The 17,746-nt window shown below is 70.8% G+C and carries 15 protein-coding genes; 10 read left to right on the top strand and 5 right to left on the bottom strand.

Annotation, left to right across the window (positions count from 1 at the left end; genetic code table 11):
* Positions 1–171: 171 nt before the first annotated feature.
* Positions 172–1,221, bottom strand: coding sequence for a LacI family DNA-binding transcriptional regulator (locus tag AC2XR2_RS04705; RefSeq protein ID WP_330268635.1), 1,050 nt, complete (start codon positions 1,219–1,221; stop codon positions 172–174).
* 205 nt (positions 1,222–1,426) lie between these two features.
* On the opposite strand from AC2XR2_RS04705, the gene AC2XR2_RS04700 reads away from it, so the two are divergent.
* Entirely contained in the window at positions 1,427–2,377 is a 951-nt protein-coding gene (locus AC2XR2_RS04700) for an ROK family protein (RefSeq protein WP_449352820.1), read from the top strand.
* Between the two features lie 98 nt (positions 2,378–2,475).
* On the opposite strand, the gene AC2XR2_RS04695 is transcribed toward AC2XR2_RS04700, so the two are convergent.
* Positions 2,476–4,494, bottom strand: coding sequence for an NPCBM/NEW2 domain-containing protein (locus AC2XR2_RS04695; protein ID WP_491514359.1), 2,019 nt, complete (start codon positions 4,492–4,494; stop codon positions 2,476–2,478).
* Between the two features lie 143 nt (positions 4,495–4,637).
* Here AC2XR2_RS04695 and AC2XR2_RS04690 point away from each other — a divergent pair, with 143 nt between their 5' ends.
* The 7 genes from AC2XR2_RS04690 to AC2XR2_RS04660 all read left to right on the top strand — a co-directional run bounded on the left by AC2XR2_RS04690 (position 4,638) and on the right by AC2XR2_RS04660 (position 12,430).
* Positions 4,638–4,838 carry a hypothetical protein gene (locus AC2XR2_RS04690; RefSeq protein ID WP_381301074.1) on the top strand — a complete coding sequence of 67 codons (201 nt, stop codon included), beginning with the start codon at positions 4,638–4,640 and terminating at the stop codon, positions 4,836–4,838.
* 144 nt (positions 4,839–4,982) lie between these two features.
* Positions 4,983–6,023, top strand: coding sequence for an NUDIX hydrolase (locus AC2XR2_RS04685; RefSeq protein ID WP_491514358.1), 1,041 nt, complete (start codon positions 4,983–4,985; stop codon positions 6,021–6,023).
* 345 nt (positions 6,024–6,368) lie between these two features.
* Entirely contained in the window at positions 6,369–7,397 is a 1,029-nt protein-coding gene (locus AC2XR2_RS04680) for an ABC transporter permease (protein WP_330268640.1), read from the top strand.
* An 80-nt stretch (positions 7,398–7,477) separates the two neighbouring features.
* Complete coding sequence (locus AC2XR2_RS04675; protein ID WP_449352819.1) at positions 7,478–9,145, top strand: ABC transporter substrate-binding protein; 1,668 nt, start codon at positions 7,478–7,480, stop codon at positions 9,143–9,145.
* A 72-nt stretch (positions 9,146–9,217) separates the two neighbouring features.
* The gene (locus AC2XR2_RS04670) at positions 9,218–10,210 is read left to right on the top strand and encodes an ABC transporter permease (RefSeq protein ID WP_330268642.1); all 993 of its coding nucleotides are present in this window, start codon (positions 9,218–9,220) and stop codon (positions 10,208–10,210) included.
* A 28-nt stretch (positions 10,211–10,238) separates the two neighbouring features.
* Positions 10,239–11,315 carry an ABC transporter ATP-binding protein gene (locus AC2XR2_RS04665; protein WP_330268643.1) on the top strand — a complete coding sequence of 359 codons (1,077 nt, stop codon included), beginning with the start codon at positions 10,239–10,241 and terminating at the stop codon, positions 11,313–11,315.
* Complete coding sequence (locus AC2XR2_RS04660) at positions 11,312–12,430, top strand: ABC transporter ATP-binding protein (protein ID WP_491514357.1); 1,119 nt, start codon at positions 11,312–11,314, stop codon at positions 12,428–12,430. The genes AC2XR2_RS04665 and AC2XR2_RS04660 overlap by 4 nt, the downstream gene beginning before the upstream one ends.
* Here AC2XR2_RS04660 and AC2XR2_RS04655 read toward each other — a convergent pair.
* Complete coding sequence (locus AC2XR2_RS04655; RefSeq protein ID WP_491514356.1) at positions 12,331–13,443, bottom strand: protein kinase family protein; 1,113 nt, start codon at positions 13,441–13,443, stop codon at positions 12,331–12,333. The genes AC2XR2_RS04660 and AC2XR2_RS04655 overlap by 100 nt on opposite strands.
* A 162-nt stretch (positions 13,444–13,605) precedes the next feature.
* Complete coding sequence (locus AC2XR2_RS04650) at positions 13,606–14,961, bottom strand: dipeptidase (protein WP_491514355.1); 1,356 nt, start codon at positions 14,959–14,961, stop codon at positions 13,606–13,608.
* 289 nt (positions 14,962–15,250) lie between these two features.
* On the opposite strand from AC2XR2_RS04650, the gene AC2XR2_RS04645 reads away from it, so the two are divergent.
* Positions 15,251–16,456: a geranylgeranyl reductase family protein gene (locus AC2XR2_RS04645; RefSeq protein WP_491518408.1), complete on the top strand. Its 1,206-nt coding sequence runs from the start codon at positions 15,251–15,253 to the stop codon at positions 16,454–16,456.
* On the opposite strand, the gene AC2XR2_RS04640 is transcribed toward AC2XR2_RS04645, so the two are convergent.
* A complete protein-coding gene (locus AC2XR2_RS04640) occupies positions 16,446–16,895 on the bottom strand; it encodes a nitroreductase family deazaflavin-dependent oxidoreductase (RefSeq protein ID WP_330268647.1) in 450 nt (149 codons plus the stop codon). The two genes, AC2XR2_RS04645 and AC2XR2_RS04640, sit on opposite strands and share 11 nt — an antisense overlap.
* 132 nt (positions 16,896–17,027) lie before the next feature.
* Here AC2XR2_RS04640 and AC2XR2_RS04635 point away from each other — a divergent pair, with 132 nt between their 5' ends.
* Positions 17,028–17,717 (top strand): TetR/AcrR family transcriptional regulator, encoded by a 690-nt coding sequence (locus AC2XR2_RS04635; RefSeq protein WP_491514354.1) that lies wholly within the window; start codon positions 17,028–17,030, stop codon positions 17,715–17,717.
* Positions 17,718–17,746 lie beyond the last annotated feature (29 nt).

Below are 17,746 nucleotides of genomic sequence, written 5' to 3'. Positions count from 1 at the left end.
GTTCCGTAGCGCGGCGGCGTCTCCGCGGAGGCCCACCGCCGAGAGTCGGGTGTCTCCGGCCGGGGGCGCCCACGGGGAGCGTTCGGTGTCTCCGGCGCCCCCCACTCGCCGTCGCCCCTGTCCAGCCTCGTCACCTCGGTCACCCGACGATTCTCCCGCTCCCGGTCCCGCTCAGTCCGCCGGCGGCAACTCGCCCGAGCCCCGGGTGATCAACCGGGTGGGCAGTTCGATGCGTTCCGGGGTGAGGAGGGTGCCGTCCAGTTGGCGGAAGAGGCGTTCCGCCGCCGTACGGCCCAGTGTCGCCGCGTCCTGGGCGACGACCGTGACGCCCGGCTGGAGGAGGTCCGCGAGCTCGATGTCGTCGAAGCCGACGAAGGCGACCCGCCGGGTGTGTTCGGCGAGGACCCGGACCACGGTGACCGTCACGCGGTTGTTGCCGGCGAAGATCGCGGTGACGGGGGAGGGGCCGGAGAGCATGTCCTCGGCGGCCCGGCGCACCCGCTCCGGGTCGGTGACGCCCAGAGACGTCCACGCGTCCTCGACCGCTATGCCGGCGTCCTCCATCGCTGCCCGGTACCCGCGCAGCCGCTCGGCGGCCGTGTGGATGCGGGGCATGTCGCCGATGAAGCCGATCCGCCGGTGCCCGTGGGCGATGAGGTGGGCCACCCCGTCCCGCGCGCCGCCGAAGTTGTCGGAGAGGACCACGTCGGCGTCGATCCGCCCCGCCGGACGGTCCACGAACACCGTGGCGACGCCCGCCTTCAGCTCCGGCTCCAGATACCGGTGGTCGTCCCCGGCCGGGATCACCACGAGACCGTCCACCCGCCGCGCGCACAGCGCCAGCACCAACTCCTGCTCCCGCTCCGGGTCCTCCGCGCTGGACCCGTTGATGAGCAGCGCCCCGTTGGCCCGGGCCACCTCCTCCACCGCACGGCTCAGCGGGCCGTAGAACGGGTCGGCGAGGTCCTCCAGGACCAGGCCGATGCTGGCGGTACGGCCCTTGCGCAGCACACGCGCGCTGTCGTTGCGGCGAAAGCCCAGCGCCTCGATGGCCTCCCGGACCCGGTGCTCCGTCTCGGGGGTGACCCCCGCTTCGCCGTTGACCACGCGGGAGACCGTCTTGAGCCCCACGCCGGCCCGCGCGGCCACGTCCTTCATGGTCGGTCGGTTGCCGTACCGGGTGGCGGAGAGGCGGTCTGCTCGGCTGTGGGTGTCGGGCACGATACGGCGTCCTGTCCTGTCGGGATGAGGTCGTGGCAAAGGGGTGTGGCGGTCCATGATTTTGTATGAGGATGTGGCGTCGAGCATAGAGCCTGGACAACGTTGTCAGATGCGGGAGACACTGTCCACCGCAATCTGCTGGCCTGCGCCCCCACCGCGAGACCGGCCTGTCCATCCCTCAAGGTGACGGGGAGAACTGACACTGATGCACACCGACCTCGTGGCTGCGCTCGACATCGGCGGCACCAAGATCGCCGGGGCGCTGGTGGACGGCCACGGCCGGATCCTGCTCCGGGCCCAGCGCGCCACGCCCGCGCAGGAGGACGGCGAGACCGTCATGCGGGCCGTCGAGGAGACCCTGGGCGAGCTGACCGGCTCGCCGCTGTGGGGCCGCGCCGGCGCCCTCGGCATCGGCAGCGCGGGCCCGGTGGACGCGTCCACCGGCACGGTGAGCCCGGTGAACGTGCCCGGCTGGCGCGACTACCCGCTGGTCCGGCGGGTCCAGGAGGCGGCCGGCGGGCTTCCCGTCGAGCTGATCGGCGACGGTGTGGCGATCACGGCCGCGGAGCACTGGCAGGGCGCGGCACGCGGGCACGACAACGCGCTGTGCATGGTCGTGTCGACCGGCGTCGGAGGCGGTCTGGTGCTGAACGGCCAGCTGCACGCCGGTCCCACCGGCAACGCCGGCCACATCGGGCACATCAGCGTCGACCTGGACGGCGACCCGTGCCCGTGCGGTGCGCGTGGCTGTGTGGAGCGCATAGCGAGTGGCCCCAACATCGCCCGGCGCGCGCTGGAGAACGGCTGGCGGCCCGGCCCGGACGGCGACACCTCCGCCGCCGCGGTGGCCGAGTCGGCCCGGACCGGTGACCCGGTCGCCGTGGCCTCCTTCGCACGGGCGGCGCAGGCGCTGGCCGCCGGGATCGCCGCCACCGCGACCCTCGTCGAGATCGACATCGCCGTGATCGGCGGCGGGGTGGGCAAGGCGGGCGACGTCCTGTTCGAGCCGCTGCGCAAGGCGCTCGGCGACTACGCCACCCTGTCCTTCGTCCAGCGCCTGACGATCGTGCCCGCGCAGATGGGCACGGACGCGGGGCTGGTCGGCGCGGCCGCGGCGGCGCTCGCCCGGCAGTCGGACACACCGGCGGCCGTCTGACGACCCGGCCGACGCGAGAGACCGTCGGCGTCGGCGTCGGCAGAAACGTTCACCTGGCGGCCGGGCCCCGAGGCGCGGGGCCCGGCCGCCGAACACGCTCAGCAGCTCAACAGGGCGTCACCCCAGTCCGCGTGGTCCGAGTCGATGCCGTCCCCGCCGTCGGTGACGACGAGCCGTACCAGCCGGGCGCCGGTGACGTCCGCGGTGAGCGACTGGGCCGGCATGGCATTGGTCAGCACGCCCGTGGACGCCACCTTGGTCCCGTCCGCCCACACCTCGAAGGCGACCGTGCCGTTGGCGCCCTTCTCGTCGTCGACACCGACCTGCGCGGTGACCGTCTCACAGGCCGCGCCCGTGTAGTACTCGACGGAACTCTCCGCGTGGACACCGAGCCCCTTGGCATACACCGCCCCGCCGATGGTGATCGGATGACCGTCCCCCGCGGCGCTCTCCCCGTTGCTGGTGTTGCGCTCGACGGGACCGTAGCCGTTGGCGGCCGACAGCCACGGAAGGTCACCCAGCCCGGAGCTGCCCGAGGGTGGCGGCACCACCACGGTCGCCGCGAACGGCAGTGTGTTCTCGACCCGTTCACCGGCCGGCGAGCGGTAACCGGCCCTGAGCGTCAGGTCGTACGATCCCGTCGGCGCTCCTGGTGGTGCGGTGACCGTCCACGTCGTGCGCAGCGAACGCCCCGTGGGCAGGGCCTTGTCGGTGGTCGGCGAGGTCGCCTTCACGGTCCAGCCGGCGGGGCCGGAGAGCCGTACCGAGACCTGCCTGGCGGGGGTGCGGCCCAGGTCGGTGACCGTCGTGGTCAGTGTGGCGGGGGTGGCCGCCTCGACCAAGGTGGCGCCGTCCAGGCCGAGTTCGACGGCGGGCGGGTGCTGCTGCCACCGGCGGTCGGCGGCCACCCGGACGAGAACCGTGCCGTGCGCCGGGACGGTCGCCGAGATCGCGCCCGCGGTGTTGTAGCTCCGGTGCTGCCAGAGGTCGCGCAGGGTGTACGCGTCGGCGGCGGGCAGCCCGACGGCGGCCGCGGTGGTGGCGATGCGCTGGGGGCTGTTCGACTCGTTGAACAGGGCCACCGTACGGCTGCCGTCCTTCATCTCCTTGGCGACGACCCAGCGGCCGCCCTCGGAGGAGACCACGGCGCCCTGCTTGCCCAGCGGGTCCTGGTCGACGGCGATGACCTCCTTGTTGCCGAGGATCGCGAAGGTCTCGTCGGAGGCGGAGCGCAGGTCGCTGCCGATGAGCAGCGGGGCGGCCATCACCGACCACATCGAGAAGTGCGAGCGGTACTCGGTGTCCGTCATGCCGCCGTTGCCGACCTCCAGCATGTCGGGGTCGTTCCAGTGACCGGGCCCGGCGTGGGGCGCGAGGGGCAGGTTCTGCTTGAGGATCGACAGCATCGAGCCCCAGGTGTCGCTGATGTCGCCGGTGGTGCGCCACAGGTGTCCGACGTCGGCGGCCCACTCCCAGGGCTTGTTCTGGCCCCACTCGCAGATGCTGTAGACGATGGGCCGGCCGGTCGCCTTCAGGGCGTCGCGCATGGTCGTGTAGCGCAGCTCGGCGTCCACGCCCTGGTTGTTGCAGTTGTCGTACTTGAGGTAGTCGACGCCCCAGTCGGCGAACTGCCGCGCGTCGCTGTACTCGTGGCCCAGTGCGCCCGGGAAGCCGGCGCTGTTGCAGGTCTTGGTGCCCGCGCTGGTGTAGATGCCGAGCTTGAGGCCCTTGGAGTGCACGTAGTCGGCGACGGCCTTGATCCCGTTCGGGAAGCGGGCCGGGTCCGGCACGAGCTTGCCGCCGGCGTCCCGGGCCGGCAGGGCCCAGCAGTCGTCGAGATTGACGTACTGGTAGCCGGCGTCCTTGAGGCCCTTCTCGACGAAGATGTCCGCGATCCCCTTGACCATGGACTCGTTGAACTCGGCCCGGCAGTGGGTGGAGTTCCAGTTGTTGAAGCCCATGGGCGGGGTGAGGGCCAGGCCGTCGGCCAGTGCGGGTGCCTCGGGGGCCTGCTCGTCCGCGACGGCGGCGGGGGTCGCCGCGGGCACCGCGAACAGCAGCACGGTCAGTACGGCGACCACTCTTCGGCGGGTTGTGCGGGTGTGAAGGTGACGCATTGTGACGTTCCTCCGAACCAGCAGAAGGTGTCATGACGGCATGTACGCGTCATTCAGTGTGCGTTAAAGGTAGGACGTGTTCGACTGTGATGGAAGGGAGGGGGTGAGCGTGACCCATCGCGGGCGGCCGCGTTGATCAGGCCATGAAGAAGCGCAGCATGCTCGCCATCGCCTCCCTCGCCACCGGCTTCGTCGTCGCGGCGGTCACCCCCTCGCACGCCGTGAGCGGAGCCCTGGGCGACCTCGAACTCGACAGGACGCTCACCGCCCTCGACCCGCAGCACACCATCGCCGACGCCAGCCTGGACGGCGTCGAGGAGAGCGCGCTCGGGAAGAACGGCTGACGGGACCGACCTGAGCGAGGCCATGGCGCCGGAGCCCTCGGACGAGGGTCCCGGCGCCCCTTCGTGCGCCCTCAACTGCGGCTGGTTTCCGTGGCAGGGTGGAACGGGCAAGCCACAGGGGGCCAAACAGAAGAGGGGGAGTCCGTGATCGTCTGGATCAACGGCGCGTTCGGTGCGGGGAAGACCACCGCCGCACGGGAACTGATCGAACTGATCCCGAACAGCACGCTCTTCGACCCCGAGGACATCGGCGCAGCGGTCGTGCACCTGCTGCCGCCCAAGCACCTCGCCGAGGTCGGCGACTTCCAGGACCTGCCGATCTGGCGACGTCTGGTGATCGACACGGCGGCCGCGATGCTCGCCGAGCTCGGCGGGACCCTCGTGGTCCCCATGACCCTGCTGCGTCAGGAGTACCGCGACGAGATCTTCGGCGGCCTCGCCGCCCGCCGGATCAGTGTCCGGCATCTCCTCCTCGCTCCGGGGGAAACGATCCTGCGCGAACGAATAGCCGGGCGGGAGGCCACACCGACCCTCCCGCTCGCCGAGACCGGCCAGGGGCACTGGGCGTACGACCACATCGAGCCCTACCGGGCCGCCCTCGCCTCCTGGCTCACCGCCGACGCCCATCTGATCGACACCAGCGCGCTCACCCCGTACGAGACGGCCGTCCGGATCGCCGAGGACCTCGGTGCCGGGACCGTGCCCGCGTGCGACATCGTGCAGACACCGGAGCCCACCGCCGAGACCGTGGCCGCCGGGGTCCTCCTCTTCGACGAGCAGGACCGGGTGCTGCTCGTCGACCCCACCTACAAGGCCGGCTGGGAGTTCCCCGGCGGTGTCGTCGAACCCGGCGAGGCGCCCGCGCGGGCCGGGATGCGCGAGGTCGCCGAGGAGACCGGCATCCAGCTGGACGACGTACCCCGTCTCCTCGTCGTCGACTGGGAACCGCCCGCGCCTCCCGCGTACGGCGGACTGCGCCTGCTCTTCGACGGCGGGCGGCTCGACTCCGGCACGGCGCGCGAGGTGCTGCTGCCCGGCCCCGAACTGCGCGGCTGGTGCTTCGCCAGTGAGGAGGAGGCCGCCGAACTGCTGCCGCCGGTGCGCTACGAGCGGCTGCGGTGGGCGTTGCGGGCCCGGGAGCGCGGGGCCGTGCTGTACCTGGAGGCCGGGGTTCCGACCGGCTGATCAGCGCTGAGGCCCCGTCGGCGTCCATGCCGACGGGGCCTTCGTCGTGTTCGAGGTGATGTTCGGTTCAGGCAAGTGGAGTGCGAGAACCCGCCAAGGGAATCGTCGCGATACCTCCATGTCAGAGCTAACGGAATACCCCGCCCTCGTCAACCTTTGGCAACGAGCGCAAACAATCCCCTTTTCGGTCATTTTCTGTCTTGACCGGCCTCCGGGCGTGTTGCGACAGTCCCGCTCAGCCTCACGGCGCCGACAACGGCCGGCGACCGACGCCTTTCCTCCAGGGGACAGCCTCATGACGAGACCCCCGCGCCAGCTTCAGCACATACCCGGGACGCCCGCACGATGACGACGCAACAGCAGCCGATGCCCGCCACCGGTGCCACGCAAGCCCCCGGCGAACCCTCGCCGGCCCCGCTGAGCGACGGCACCGCCATCGCCGGGCGGTCACCCGCCCGCATGGCCTGGCGGCGCATCAGACGGGACAAGGTCACCATGGCCGCGTTCGTGATCACGGTGCTCTTCATCCTGATCGCGCTGCTGGCCCCGGTCCTGACCGCGATCACCGGCTGGGGACCGATCACCCCCGACGGCAAGGCGATCAACCCGGACACCGGCAACTTCCCGCGCGGCTCGCTGGGCGGCATCAGCCTCAACCACCTGCTGGGCGTCGAACCGGGCACCGGCTACGACCTGTTCGCCCGGATCGTCCACGGCCTGCGCACCTCGCTCCTCGTCGGCTTCTCCTCGGCCGTGCTGTCCACCGTCGTCGGTGTCGTGGCCGGACTCGCGGCCGGGTACTCCGGCGGCTGGGTCGACTCCCTGCTGTCGCGGATCATGGACGTGATGCTGGCCTTCCCGCAGCTGCTGTTCATCATCGCGCTGACCCCGGTCATCCAGAACGCGATGCAGACCAACAGCCACGGCGGCACCGACGAGAACCTCCGGCTGCTGGTCCTCGTCCTGAACATCGCGGTGTTCGCCTGGGCCTACACCGCCCGCCTGGTCCGCGGACAGGTCCTGTCCCTGCGCGAGCGGGAGTTCGTCGACGCGGCACGGATCATGAGCGCCGGGAAGTGGCACATCCTCTTCCGGCAGCTGCTGCCGAACCTGTGGGCGCCGGTGCTGATCTCCTTCGCGCTGGCCGTCCCGCAGAACATCACCACCGAGGCGGCCCTGTCCTACCTCGGCGTGGGCGTCATCCCGCCCAACCCGGACTGGGGAGCGCTGCTCTCGGACGCCTCCCAGTACTTCCTCCAGGACCCCATGTACCTGTTCGTCCCCGGAGTCCTGCTCCTGATTCTCGTCCTGGCGCTGAACCTCCTCGGCGACGGCGTCCGGGACGCCCTGGATCCCCGCGCGGCACGCGGCTGACGCGGTCCCCCTCAACACCGGCGCGTGCGGCCCCACTTGAGCCGTCGTCGCCGAGCCGTACAAGAACGGAGTGTTACCTCATGACGCGCAGAAGGCGCACGATCGCGCTCACGGCCACCGCCGTGGCGATCGCCCTGGGGGCCACCGCATGCGGAGGCTCCTCCAGCACCGGCGGAAGCGGCTCCCCTGTCAAGGGCGGCACCCTGACCATCCTCGACCACGCCGACTTCGACCACCTCGACCCCCAGCGCGTCTACACGACCGAGGGTTCGAGCATGGACCAGGAGCTCGTGCGCACCCTGACCGGCTGGGACGAGACCGGCTCCCAGCCCAAGCTGGTCGGCGACCTGGCCACCGACACCGGAACGCCCAGCGCGGGCGACACCGTGTGGACCTTCCACCTGCGCAAGGGCGTCACCTGGCAGGACGGCACGGCGGTCACCTCGCAGGACGTCAAGTACGGCGTCGAGCGGACCTTCTCGCCCGACATCAACGGCGGCCCGCCGTACGCCAGTCAGTGGCTGGTCGGCGGCTCCTCCTACAAGGGCCCCTTCTCGGGCAAGGAACTCGCCTCCATCCAGACGCCGGACGCGTCCACCATCGTCTTCCACCTCAACCAGCCGGTCGCCGACTTCAACCAGACGACCGCGATGCCCGGCTGGTCGGGAGTGCCCAAGGCCCACGACACCGGCGCCACGTACGACACGCACGTCTGGTCCGACGGGCCGTACATGATCAAGTCGTACGCCAAGAACAAGGAACTGGTCCTCGTCAGGAACACCCACTGGAAGCAGTCGACCGACCCGATCCGGCAGCAGAACGTCAACGAGATCGACGTGAAGCTCGGCCAGGACCAGTCGGCGATCGACCAGCAGATCAAGTCCGACGCCGGAACCGCCCAGACCTCGATCATGCAGTGGCCGATCGCGGGCTCCGACCTGACGACGATCACGAATGACCCGTCCCTGAAGTCGCGGCTGTACAACATCCCGGCGCCCGGCATCAACTACCTCGCCATCAACACCACCCGGACCAAGAACCTGAAGGTCCGTCAGGCCATCGAGTACGCGATCGACAAGACCACCGTCCGCGGCGCGTTCGGCGGTTCGGCGTACGGCGCCTACGCGAGCACCATGCTCAGCCCCGGCATCGGCGGCTACCAGAAGTTCAACCTCTACAGCGCCGACCCCGCCGGGGACATCACCAAGGCCAAGGCGCTGATGAAGCAGGCCGGCGACCCCAAGCTCACCATGTCGCTCGCGGTCGAGAACACCCCGACCCTGGAGCACTTCGGTGACGCCGTGAAGACCTCGCTCGCGAAGATCGGCATCACGGTGAACATCACCCCGATCGACGCGGCGAACTACTTCAGCAACATCGACAACGTGAAGAACCAGTACGACCTCACCTGGGGCGACTGGATCGCGGACTGGCCGAACGCCTCCACCGTGCTGCCCGTCCTCTTCGACGGACGCCAGATCGCGAAGCTGCCGCAGTCCAACCAGGACCTGTCGTACCTGAACGACCCCGCCGTCAACGCCCAGATCGACAAGATCGCCAAGATGACGGACGTCAAGCAGGCCGACGCCGCCTACGGCGCCCTGGACCAGCAGATCATGAAGGACGCCGCCGTGATCCCGCTGATGTACATGAAGTTCAGCGATCTGTCCGGCTCCAAGGTCGGCGGTGTCATCCCGGACCCGATCCTCGCCGAGCCGAGCCTGGTCCACGTCTACGTCAAGAGCTGACGCACTCCTCCCAGCCCCGCCGGTGGTCCCGGCCGGCGGGGCACCCCCTCTCACGTCAGGGCCCAGCACAAAATGCTTCGTTACCTCATCCGGCGCCTGCTGGCAGCGGCCGCGATCCTGCTGGTGATCACCGTGATCACCTTCGTGATCTTCTTCGCGCTGCCGTCCGACCCCGCACTCCTGGCCTGCGGCAAGACCTGCTCGCCGTCCCGGCTGGCCGAGATCAAGCATTCGCTCGGGCTCGACCAGAGCTTCCTCAAGCAGTTCTGGGAGTTCTTCAAGGGACTCTTCATCGGCCGGGACTACGGCGACCAGAGCGTGCGCGTGCACTGCGGCGCGCCCTGCCTCGGCATCTCCTTCCAGACCGACACCCCGGTCCTGAGCACCCTGCTGGACGACTTCCCGGCGGACCTGTCCCTCGGCCTCGGCGCCGCGGTGTTCTTCCTGATCCTGGGCGTCGGCCTCGGCACGGTCGCCGCCGTCCGCCGGGGCAGGGCCGCGGACAAGGCGGCGGTGGGACTCGCCCTGCTCGGTGTCTCGGTGCAGATCTACTTCGTCGGACTGCTGCTGCTCTACCTGTTCGTCGACAAGTGGCAGATCCTGCCCGCCTCCGGCTACACCCCGATCACCCAGGACCCGGGCGCCTGGTTCCAGGGCTTGATCCTGCCGTGGGTCACCCTGGTCATCGTCTACCTCGCGCTGTACACCCGGCTCACCCGCTCCTCCATGCTGGAGGTCTTCGCCGAGGACTACATGCGCACCGCCCGGGCCAAGGGCCTGTCCACCAACAAGGTCGTCCTCAAGCACGGACTGCGGGCCGCGATCACTCCGATCATCACCATCTTCGGCATGGACGTCGGCTCGCTGATCGGCGGCTCCGCGGTCATCACCGAGTCGGTGTTCGGCATCAACGGGATCGGCAAGCTCGCGGTCGACTCGGTGCAGAACTCCGACCTGCCGGTCATCCTCGGCACCACGCTGTTCGCGGCCACCTTCGTCGTACTCGCCAACGTGGTCGTCGACGTGGTCTACGGCCTCGTCGACCCCCGCGTCCGCCTCGCCTGAGCCCCTCACACCGCAGCAAGGAAACCCCGTGTCCCTCCTGACCTCACCGCAACCGGCGGCCGCCGACGACGCGGCCGCCCCCTTCCTCGACGTACGGGACCTGCGGGTGCACTTCCCGACCGAGGACGGCATCGTCAAGTCCGTCGACGGCGTCTCGTTCTCCCTGGAGAAGGGCAGCACGCTCGGCATCGTCGGCGAGTCCGGCTCGGGGAAGTCGGTCACCTCGCTGGCCCTGCTCGGGCTGCACAAGGGCACGCGTGCCGAGGTCTCCGGCGAGATCCTGCTGGACGGCAGGGAGTTGGTCGCCCTGCCCGAGCAGGACATGCGCGCGCTGCGCGGCCGTACCGTCTCCATGATCTTCCAGGACCCGCTGTCCGCGCTGCACCCCTACTTCACCGTCGGCGCCCAGATCGCCGAGGCCTACCGGGTCCACCACAAGGTCTCCAAGAAGGAGGCCCGGGAGCGGGCCGTGGAGATGCTGAAGCGGGTCGGCATCCCGCAGCCCGAACGCCGGGTGCGGGACTACCCCCACCAGTTCTCCGGCGGTATGCGCCAGCGCGCCATGATCGCCATGGCGCTGGTGTGCGACCCCGAACTGCTCATCGCCGACGAGCCGACCACCGCCCTCGACGTCACCGTCCAGGCGCAGATCCTTGACCTGATCCGTGATCTGCAGGAGGAGTTCGGCTCCGCGGTCATCCTCATCACCCACGACCTCGGGGTGGTGGCCGACATCGCCGACGACATCCTGGTGATGTACGGCGGCCGCCGCATCGAGTACGGCACCGTCCACGACGTGCTCAAGGAGCCCCAGCACCCGTACACCTGGGGCCTGTTGGAGTCGATGCCGCAGATCACCGGTGACGTCGGGCGGCGCCTGAACCCGATCGCCGGCTCCCCGCCGAGCCTGATCAACCCGCCCGGCGGCTGCGCCTTCCACCCCCGCTGCACCTACAAGGGCTGGGTGCCCGAGGGGCGTTGCGCGGTCGACCGGCCGGAACTGGTGGCCGTCCCCGGCACCGGCAGGCACCTCGCGGCCTGCCACCTCACCCCGCAGACCAGGAACGAGATCCGCGAGCGTACGGCGTCGGGGGCCGCGCAGTGAGCGCGGCGGACGAACAGGAGCATGCCGTGAGCACCACCCAGCCCGCCGGGGAGCCCTTGCTCGACGTCACCGGCCTCACCAAGCACTTCCCGATCCGCCACGGCATCGTCTTCCAGCGGCAGATCGGGGCCGTGCACGCCGTCGACGGCATCGACTTCACGGTCGGCGCCGGACAGTCGCTCGGCCTGGTCGGCGAGTCCGGCTGCGGCAAGTCGACGACGGGCCGGCTGATCACCCGGCTGCTGGAACCCACCGCCGGGAAGGTGGTGTTCGACGGCGAGGACATCACCCACACCCCGGAGAACCGGATGAAGGAGGCCCGCCGCAACCTCCAGATGATCTTCCAGGACCCGTACTCCTCGCTGAACCCCCGGCACACGGTCGGCACGATCGTCGAGACCCCGATGCGGCTCAACGGCATCAACCCGCCGCAGGGCCACAAGAAGCGCGCCCAGGAACTCCTGGAGACCGTCGGCCTCAACCCCGAGCACTACAACCGCTACCCCAACGAGTTCTCCGGGGGCCAGCGCCAGCGCATCGGCATCGCCCGCGCGCTCGCCCTGCGCCCGAAGCTGATCGTGGCCGACGAACCGGTCTCGGCGCTGGACGTCTCGATCCAGGCGCAGATCGTGAACCTCCTCCAGGACCTCCAGCGCGAGTTCGGCATCGCGTTCGTGTTCATCGCCCACGACCTCGCCGTCGTACGGCACTTCTGCGAGCGGGTCGCGGTGATGTACCTCGGCAAGATCGTCGAGGTCGCCGACCGGCAGACCCTCTACACCCGGCCCCGGCACCCCTACACCCACGCGCTGCTGTCCGCGGTACCCGAGGCCGACCCGGACGCCGTGGGGCGGCGCGAGCGCATCCGGCTCGCCGGAGACGTGCCCTCACCGGTGGATCCGCCCTCGGGCTGCCGCTTCCGCACCCGCTGCTGGAAGGCCCAGGACCGGTGCGCGACCGAGGAGCCCCCGCTGGTACGGCTGGGGGGCAACCCGGAGGGGCACTTGACGGCCTGTCACTTCCCGGAGGAGCCGAGCGTCGAGGCCCGCGCCGAGGACATCGTGCTCGACCCGGCACTGACGACCCTGGAGGACAGCGCGTCCGCTTCCTCGTGAGGGTAGGGGGTGAGCCTGCTCTCCTGTTCCAGGCGCCGGTTGAAGTCACCTATGACGACGGCGAGTCGGGCATGACGTGAGATGAGCGCGGCGGCGGCCCCGGGGATCCCCTCGGGGCGCCTGCCGTCGGCACACGCGCGGATGAAGTCCTCGCGTTCGTCCCGGGCGAGTCCGTACTGGCCGACGACCAGCCAGTGGACGAGGTACGAGAAGGCGTAGGCGCGGTCGTAGGCGCGATGCCGGTGGAAGAAGTCGCTTTCCTCTGGGCGGAGTTGAAAGCGACCGGAGAGGGACAGGCCGTAGTCGGTCAGGTGGAGCCGGTGTCCGTCGGTGAGGATGTTGCCGAAGTGGGCGTCGAAGTGGATGAGTTGTCGTTCCCGGAGGAATCCGGTGACAGCGTCCAGGCCCTGCTCCACGAGCGCGCAGGCAGAGTCGGCGTCGCCCGTGCGCAGCTGCTCGTGGAGCCAGTCGTGGAGGGTGTGCGGCACGTACTCCAGGAACAGGGTCAGGCTCGCGGACGCCGTGCGCAGGGCCGCGAGGCGTTCTCTGAGCCCCGGTGAGCCACCCCAGTAGGCCACGGCCCGCTCCTCGTCGGCGAGTTGCTCGGGCAGCGGCTGCGGGGTGTCGGGCAGCACCCGCCAGTGGTGCAGGAGAGGGAAGCCCGGGAAACGGCCGGAGCGCACCCAGTTGGTGGTCATGTCGTGCACGGCCAGCTCGCGCCAGGCACCGAAGCCGGGACTGCCGATCGCGCCGATGCCGTAGTGGCAGTGGACCGGCAGTGCGAAGAAGTTCGCGGTGGAGCGGACGTGGTGCGGGCGGAGTTCGGTTTCGGTGAGTGGTACGCGCTTCACGAACACCCGCACCCCGTCCATCTCCACCAGCGTCGTCCGTCCGCCGATACCGGTACCGGTGGGCGTACCCGACGCCACGAGCCGCGCGAGGTCGTCGTCGCTCAGGAGGGCGAAGGCGGTGGAGAGGTCGGCGTGGGTGCGGAGACGCGCGGGGGAGTCCATCGCCCCATGATCGGGTCTCCGTGCCCGACACGGGCGAGCCTCACGGACAGCTTCGCCATGCCCTCGCGAGCTCACGCCGCCGCAGGTGTCGTAGGGCTGCCGCGTGCACAAAGGCCCCCGCCCGGGGGCGAGGGCCTTCTGCCGGGGGGTGGAGCCGGCGGGTCAGCTTGTCGCGTAGTTGCGCAGGAACAGGGCCTCCGTCACCGCGAGGCGCTCCAACTCCTCGGGGGACACGCTCTCGTTGACCGCGTGGATCTGCGCCTCCGGCTCGCTCAGGCCGATGAGGAGGATCTCGGCGTGCGGGTAGAGCGACGCGAGGGTGTTGCAGAGGGGGATCGAGCCGCCCTGGCCGGCGTACTGCATCTCCTGGCCCGGGTAGGCCACCGCCATCGCGTCGGCCATCGCCGCGTACGCCGGGCTGGTGGTGTCCGCGCTGAACGGCTGGCCCTGGCCGATCTGCTCGGTGCGCACGCGCGCGCCCCACGGCGTGTTGGTCTCCAGGTGCGCCTGGAGCAGCTTGGTCGCCTCGGCCGCGTCGATGCCCGGCGGAACCCGCAGGCTGACCAGGGCGCGGGCGCTCGCCTGCACGGACGGGGTGGCGCCGACGACCGGCGGGCAGTCGATGCCGAGGACCGTGACGGCCGGGCGGGCCCAGATGCGGTCGGCGACCGTGCCGTCGCCGATCAGCTCGACCCCGTCCAGGACCTTGGCGTCCGCCCGGAACTGCTCCTCCTCGTACTGGAGGCCGTCCCAGGACGCGTCCGGCGTCAGGCCGTCGATCGTCGTCGAGCCGTCCTTCGCGCGCAGCGAGTCCAGGACGCGGATCAGCGCGGCCAGCGCGTCGGGGGCGGCGCCGCCGAACTGGCCCGAGTGCAGGTTGCCCGCGAGGGTGTCCACCTGGACGCGCATCATGGTCATGCCGCGCAGGGTGGCGGTGACCGTCGGCAGGCCGGCGCGGAAGTTGCCCGCGTCGCCGATGACGATGGTGTCCGCTTCCAGGAGCGCGGGATGCGCCTCGGCGTAGCGCTCCAGACCGCCCGTGCCCTGCTCCTCCGAGCCCTCGGCGATGAACTTGACGTGCACCGGGATCCCGCCGTTGGCCTTGAGGGCCCGCAGTGCGAGCAGGTGCATGATCACACCGCCCTTGCAGTCGGCGGCCCCGCGCCCGTACCAGCGGCCGTCGCGCTCGGTGAGCTCGAAGGGCGGGGTCGTCCAGCCGGCCTCGTCCAGCGGGGGCTGCACGTCGTAGTGGGCGTACAGGAGGACGGTCTTCGCACCTTCCGGACCGGGCAGGTAGCCGTAGACCGACTGCGTGCCGTCCGGGGTGTCGAGCAGGGCCACGTCCTGGAAACCCTCGGCGGTGAGCGCGTCCGCGACCCAGCCGGCGGCGGCCTCGCTCTCGCTCCTCGGGAACTGGTCGAAGTCCGCCACCGACTTGAACGCCACCAGTTCGGTGAGTTCCGCCCGAGCCCTCGGCATCAGGGAGGCGACGGTCTCGGCGACCGGATTCGACGACATGGGCACGCTCCTTGTGGGTGCGACGTTGTACCAGTGAGTGCCGTAGATCCTCCCACAGTGGTCTGCGGGCGGCCCCGCCGTAGGATGCGGGAGACAGGTGCGGCAGCGGCTTGATCAGGAGCAGTAGACCATCGTGAGCAGCGAGAACTCTTCGGCGGGCGACCCTTCGGCGGACGGCTCTTCGACAGCCGGCCCCTCGGCGGACGGCTCTTCGGCAGCCCATCCCCCGGCAGCCGTTCCCTCGGCGGACGACTCTCCGGCGGACGGCGCGCGGGACGACGCGCAGCGGGTGTGGGACGTCGTCGTGGTCGGCGCGGGACCCGCGGGCGCCTCGGCCGCCTACGCGGCCGCGGTCGCGGGACGGCGCGTGCTGTTGCTGGAGAAGGCCGAACTGCCGCGGTACAAGACGTGCGGCGGCGGCATCATCGGACCCTCCCGGGACGCGCTGCCGCCCGGCTTCGAGCTGCCCTTCCGGGACAAGGTGCACGCGGTCACCTTCTCGAACAACGGCCGCTTCACGCGCACCCGGCGCTCCAAGCAGATGCTGTTCGGGCTGATCAACCGCCCCGAGTTCGACCAGCAGCTCGTCGAGCACGCGCAGAAGGCGGGCGCCGAGCTGCGCACCGGCGTCACCGTGCAGCGCGTCGAGCAGCACGGCTCGGCGGTGCCGGACCGACGCACGGTCGCCGTGGTCCTCCAGGGCGGTGAGACGGTGCTCGCGCGGGCGGTCGTCGGGGCCGACGGCAGCGCCAGCCGCATAGGGGCGCACGTCGGAGTGAAGCTCGACCAGGTCGACCTCGGCCTGGAGGCGGAGATCCCGGTGCCGGAGACCGTCGCCGAGGACTGGAAGGGCCGGGTGCTCATCGACTGGGGCCCGATGCCCGGCAGTTACGGCTGGGTCTTCCCGAAGGGGGACACCCTGACGGTCGGCGTGATCTCGGCGCGCGGTGAAGGCGCCGCCACCAAGCGGTACTTGGAGGACTTCGTCGGGCGGCTCGGCCTCGCCGGGTTCGAACCCGGCATCTCCTCGGGCCACTTGACCCGCTGCCGTGCCGACGACTCGCCGCTCTCGCGCGGACGGGTGCTGGTGTGCGGGGACGCGGCGGGGCTGCTCGAGCCGTGGACCCGCGAGGGCATCTCCTTCGCGCTGCGCTCCGGGCGGCTCGCGGGGGAGTGGGCGGTACGGATCGCGGAGGCCCATGACGCGGTGGACACCCGGCGCCAGGCGCTGAACTACGCGTTCGCCATCAAGGCGGGGCTCGGCGTCGAGATGAGCGTGGGCAAGCGGATGCTGACCGCGTTCGAGCGCCGCCCCGGCCTGTTCCACGCGGCACTGACGGGTTTCCGGCCCGCGTGGAACGCCTTCAAGGAGATCACCCAGGGCGCCACCACCCTGGGCGAGCTGGTCCGGGGCCGGCCGATGGCCCAGCGGGCACTGGCGGCGCTGGACCCGCGTCCGGCCCGGGCCCCCGAGGGCGGGGAGGTCAGCTCTTGACCGTGATGCGGAAGACGGGGTGGTCGGGCGCGATGCGGCGCAGGTCGGCGTCGGAGGAGTCGGGGCCGACCCCCTTGAAGAAGACGCCGACCTCGGCCTTCCAGCGCTTGAGGTAGGCGCGCAGGAGCGGGACCTTGTCGTCGTCGCCCACCTCGGTCGCGGTGAAGGCCTCCACGCGTTTGCCGAGGTGCAGTTCGCCGCCGCCGGCCGCGCGCATGTTGTGCGTCCACTGGACATGGCCGCGCGGCGCCACCAGGTACTGTCGGCCGTCCACCGTCAGCAGGTTCACCGGGGTGGTCCGCCACTCGCCGCTCTTTCTGCCGCGGACCGCCAGGACACGGGAGCCCCAGACGCTGAGGCCACGGCGGGTGAGCCAGGCCACCGTGCGGTTGAAGACGTTGACCGTGAACCAGCCGGGCTTCTGGACGTGCGTGGACACGAAGACCCCCATTGTTCGAGAGAGCGGTGCTCTCGCTTTCGGTGGGACCAGTCTGCACGGATCGGCGCTCCAAAGCAAGAGCAGTGCTCTCAAATGTGTGCACTGCTCTGCTTCTGTGGAACACTGATCCGCATGAGCACCGCACAAGGAGCCCGGGCCCGCGCCCGGATCGAAGTCACCGCCGCCATCAAGGACGAGGCGCGCCGGCAGCTCGTGGCGGAGGGCGCGGCGAAGCTCTCGCTGCGGGCCGTGGCGCGTGAGCTGGGGATGGTCTCGTCGGCGCTGTACCGCTACTTCCCCAGCCGGGACGACCTGCTCACCGCGCTGATCATCGACGCGTACGACTCCCTGGGGGAGAGCGCGGAACGGGCGCACGAGGCCGTCGCCGGGTCGGGGCCGCTGGAGCGCTGGGTCGCGGTGTGCGAGGCGGCACGCCGCTGGGCGCTGGAGCATCCGCACGAATACGCGTTGATCTACGGCTCTCCGGTCCCCGGCTACACCGCACCCCAGACCACGGTCCCGCCCGCCGCCCGCGTCGGCCTCCTGCTGATCGGCATCGTGCGTGACGCCCACCGGAGCCCGGGTCTCCTGGAGCTGCCCCCGGTCCCCGAAGACCTCCGGACGGAGTCCTCCCGCATCGCCGCCGACCTCGCGCCCGACCTCCCGCCCGAGGTGGCCCCGCCCTTGGTGGCGGCCTGGTCCCAGCTCTTCGGCCTGGTCGGCTTCGAGGTGTTCGGGCAGTTCACCCGGGTCGTGGAGGACCGCGAACCGTTCTTCCGGCATGCGGTACGGCAGCTGGGGCGCGGGGTGGGACTGCGGTAGCGGTCTCGGCCGCACCGCGCCCCCGCCCT

The sequence above is a fragment of the Streptomyces sp. LS-MS-L19 genome, assembly GCF_058382285.1.
Note: the sequence above shows the minus strand (reverse complement) of the source record. Positions and strands in the feature narration are given on the sequence as shown.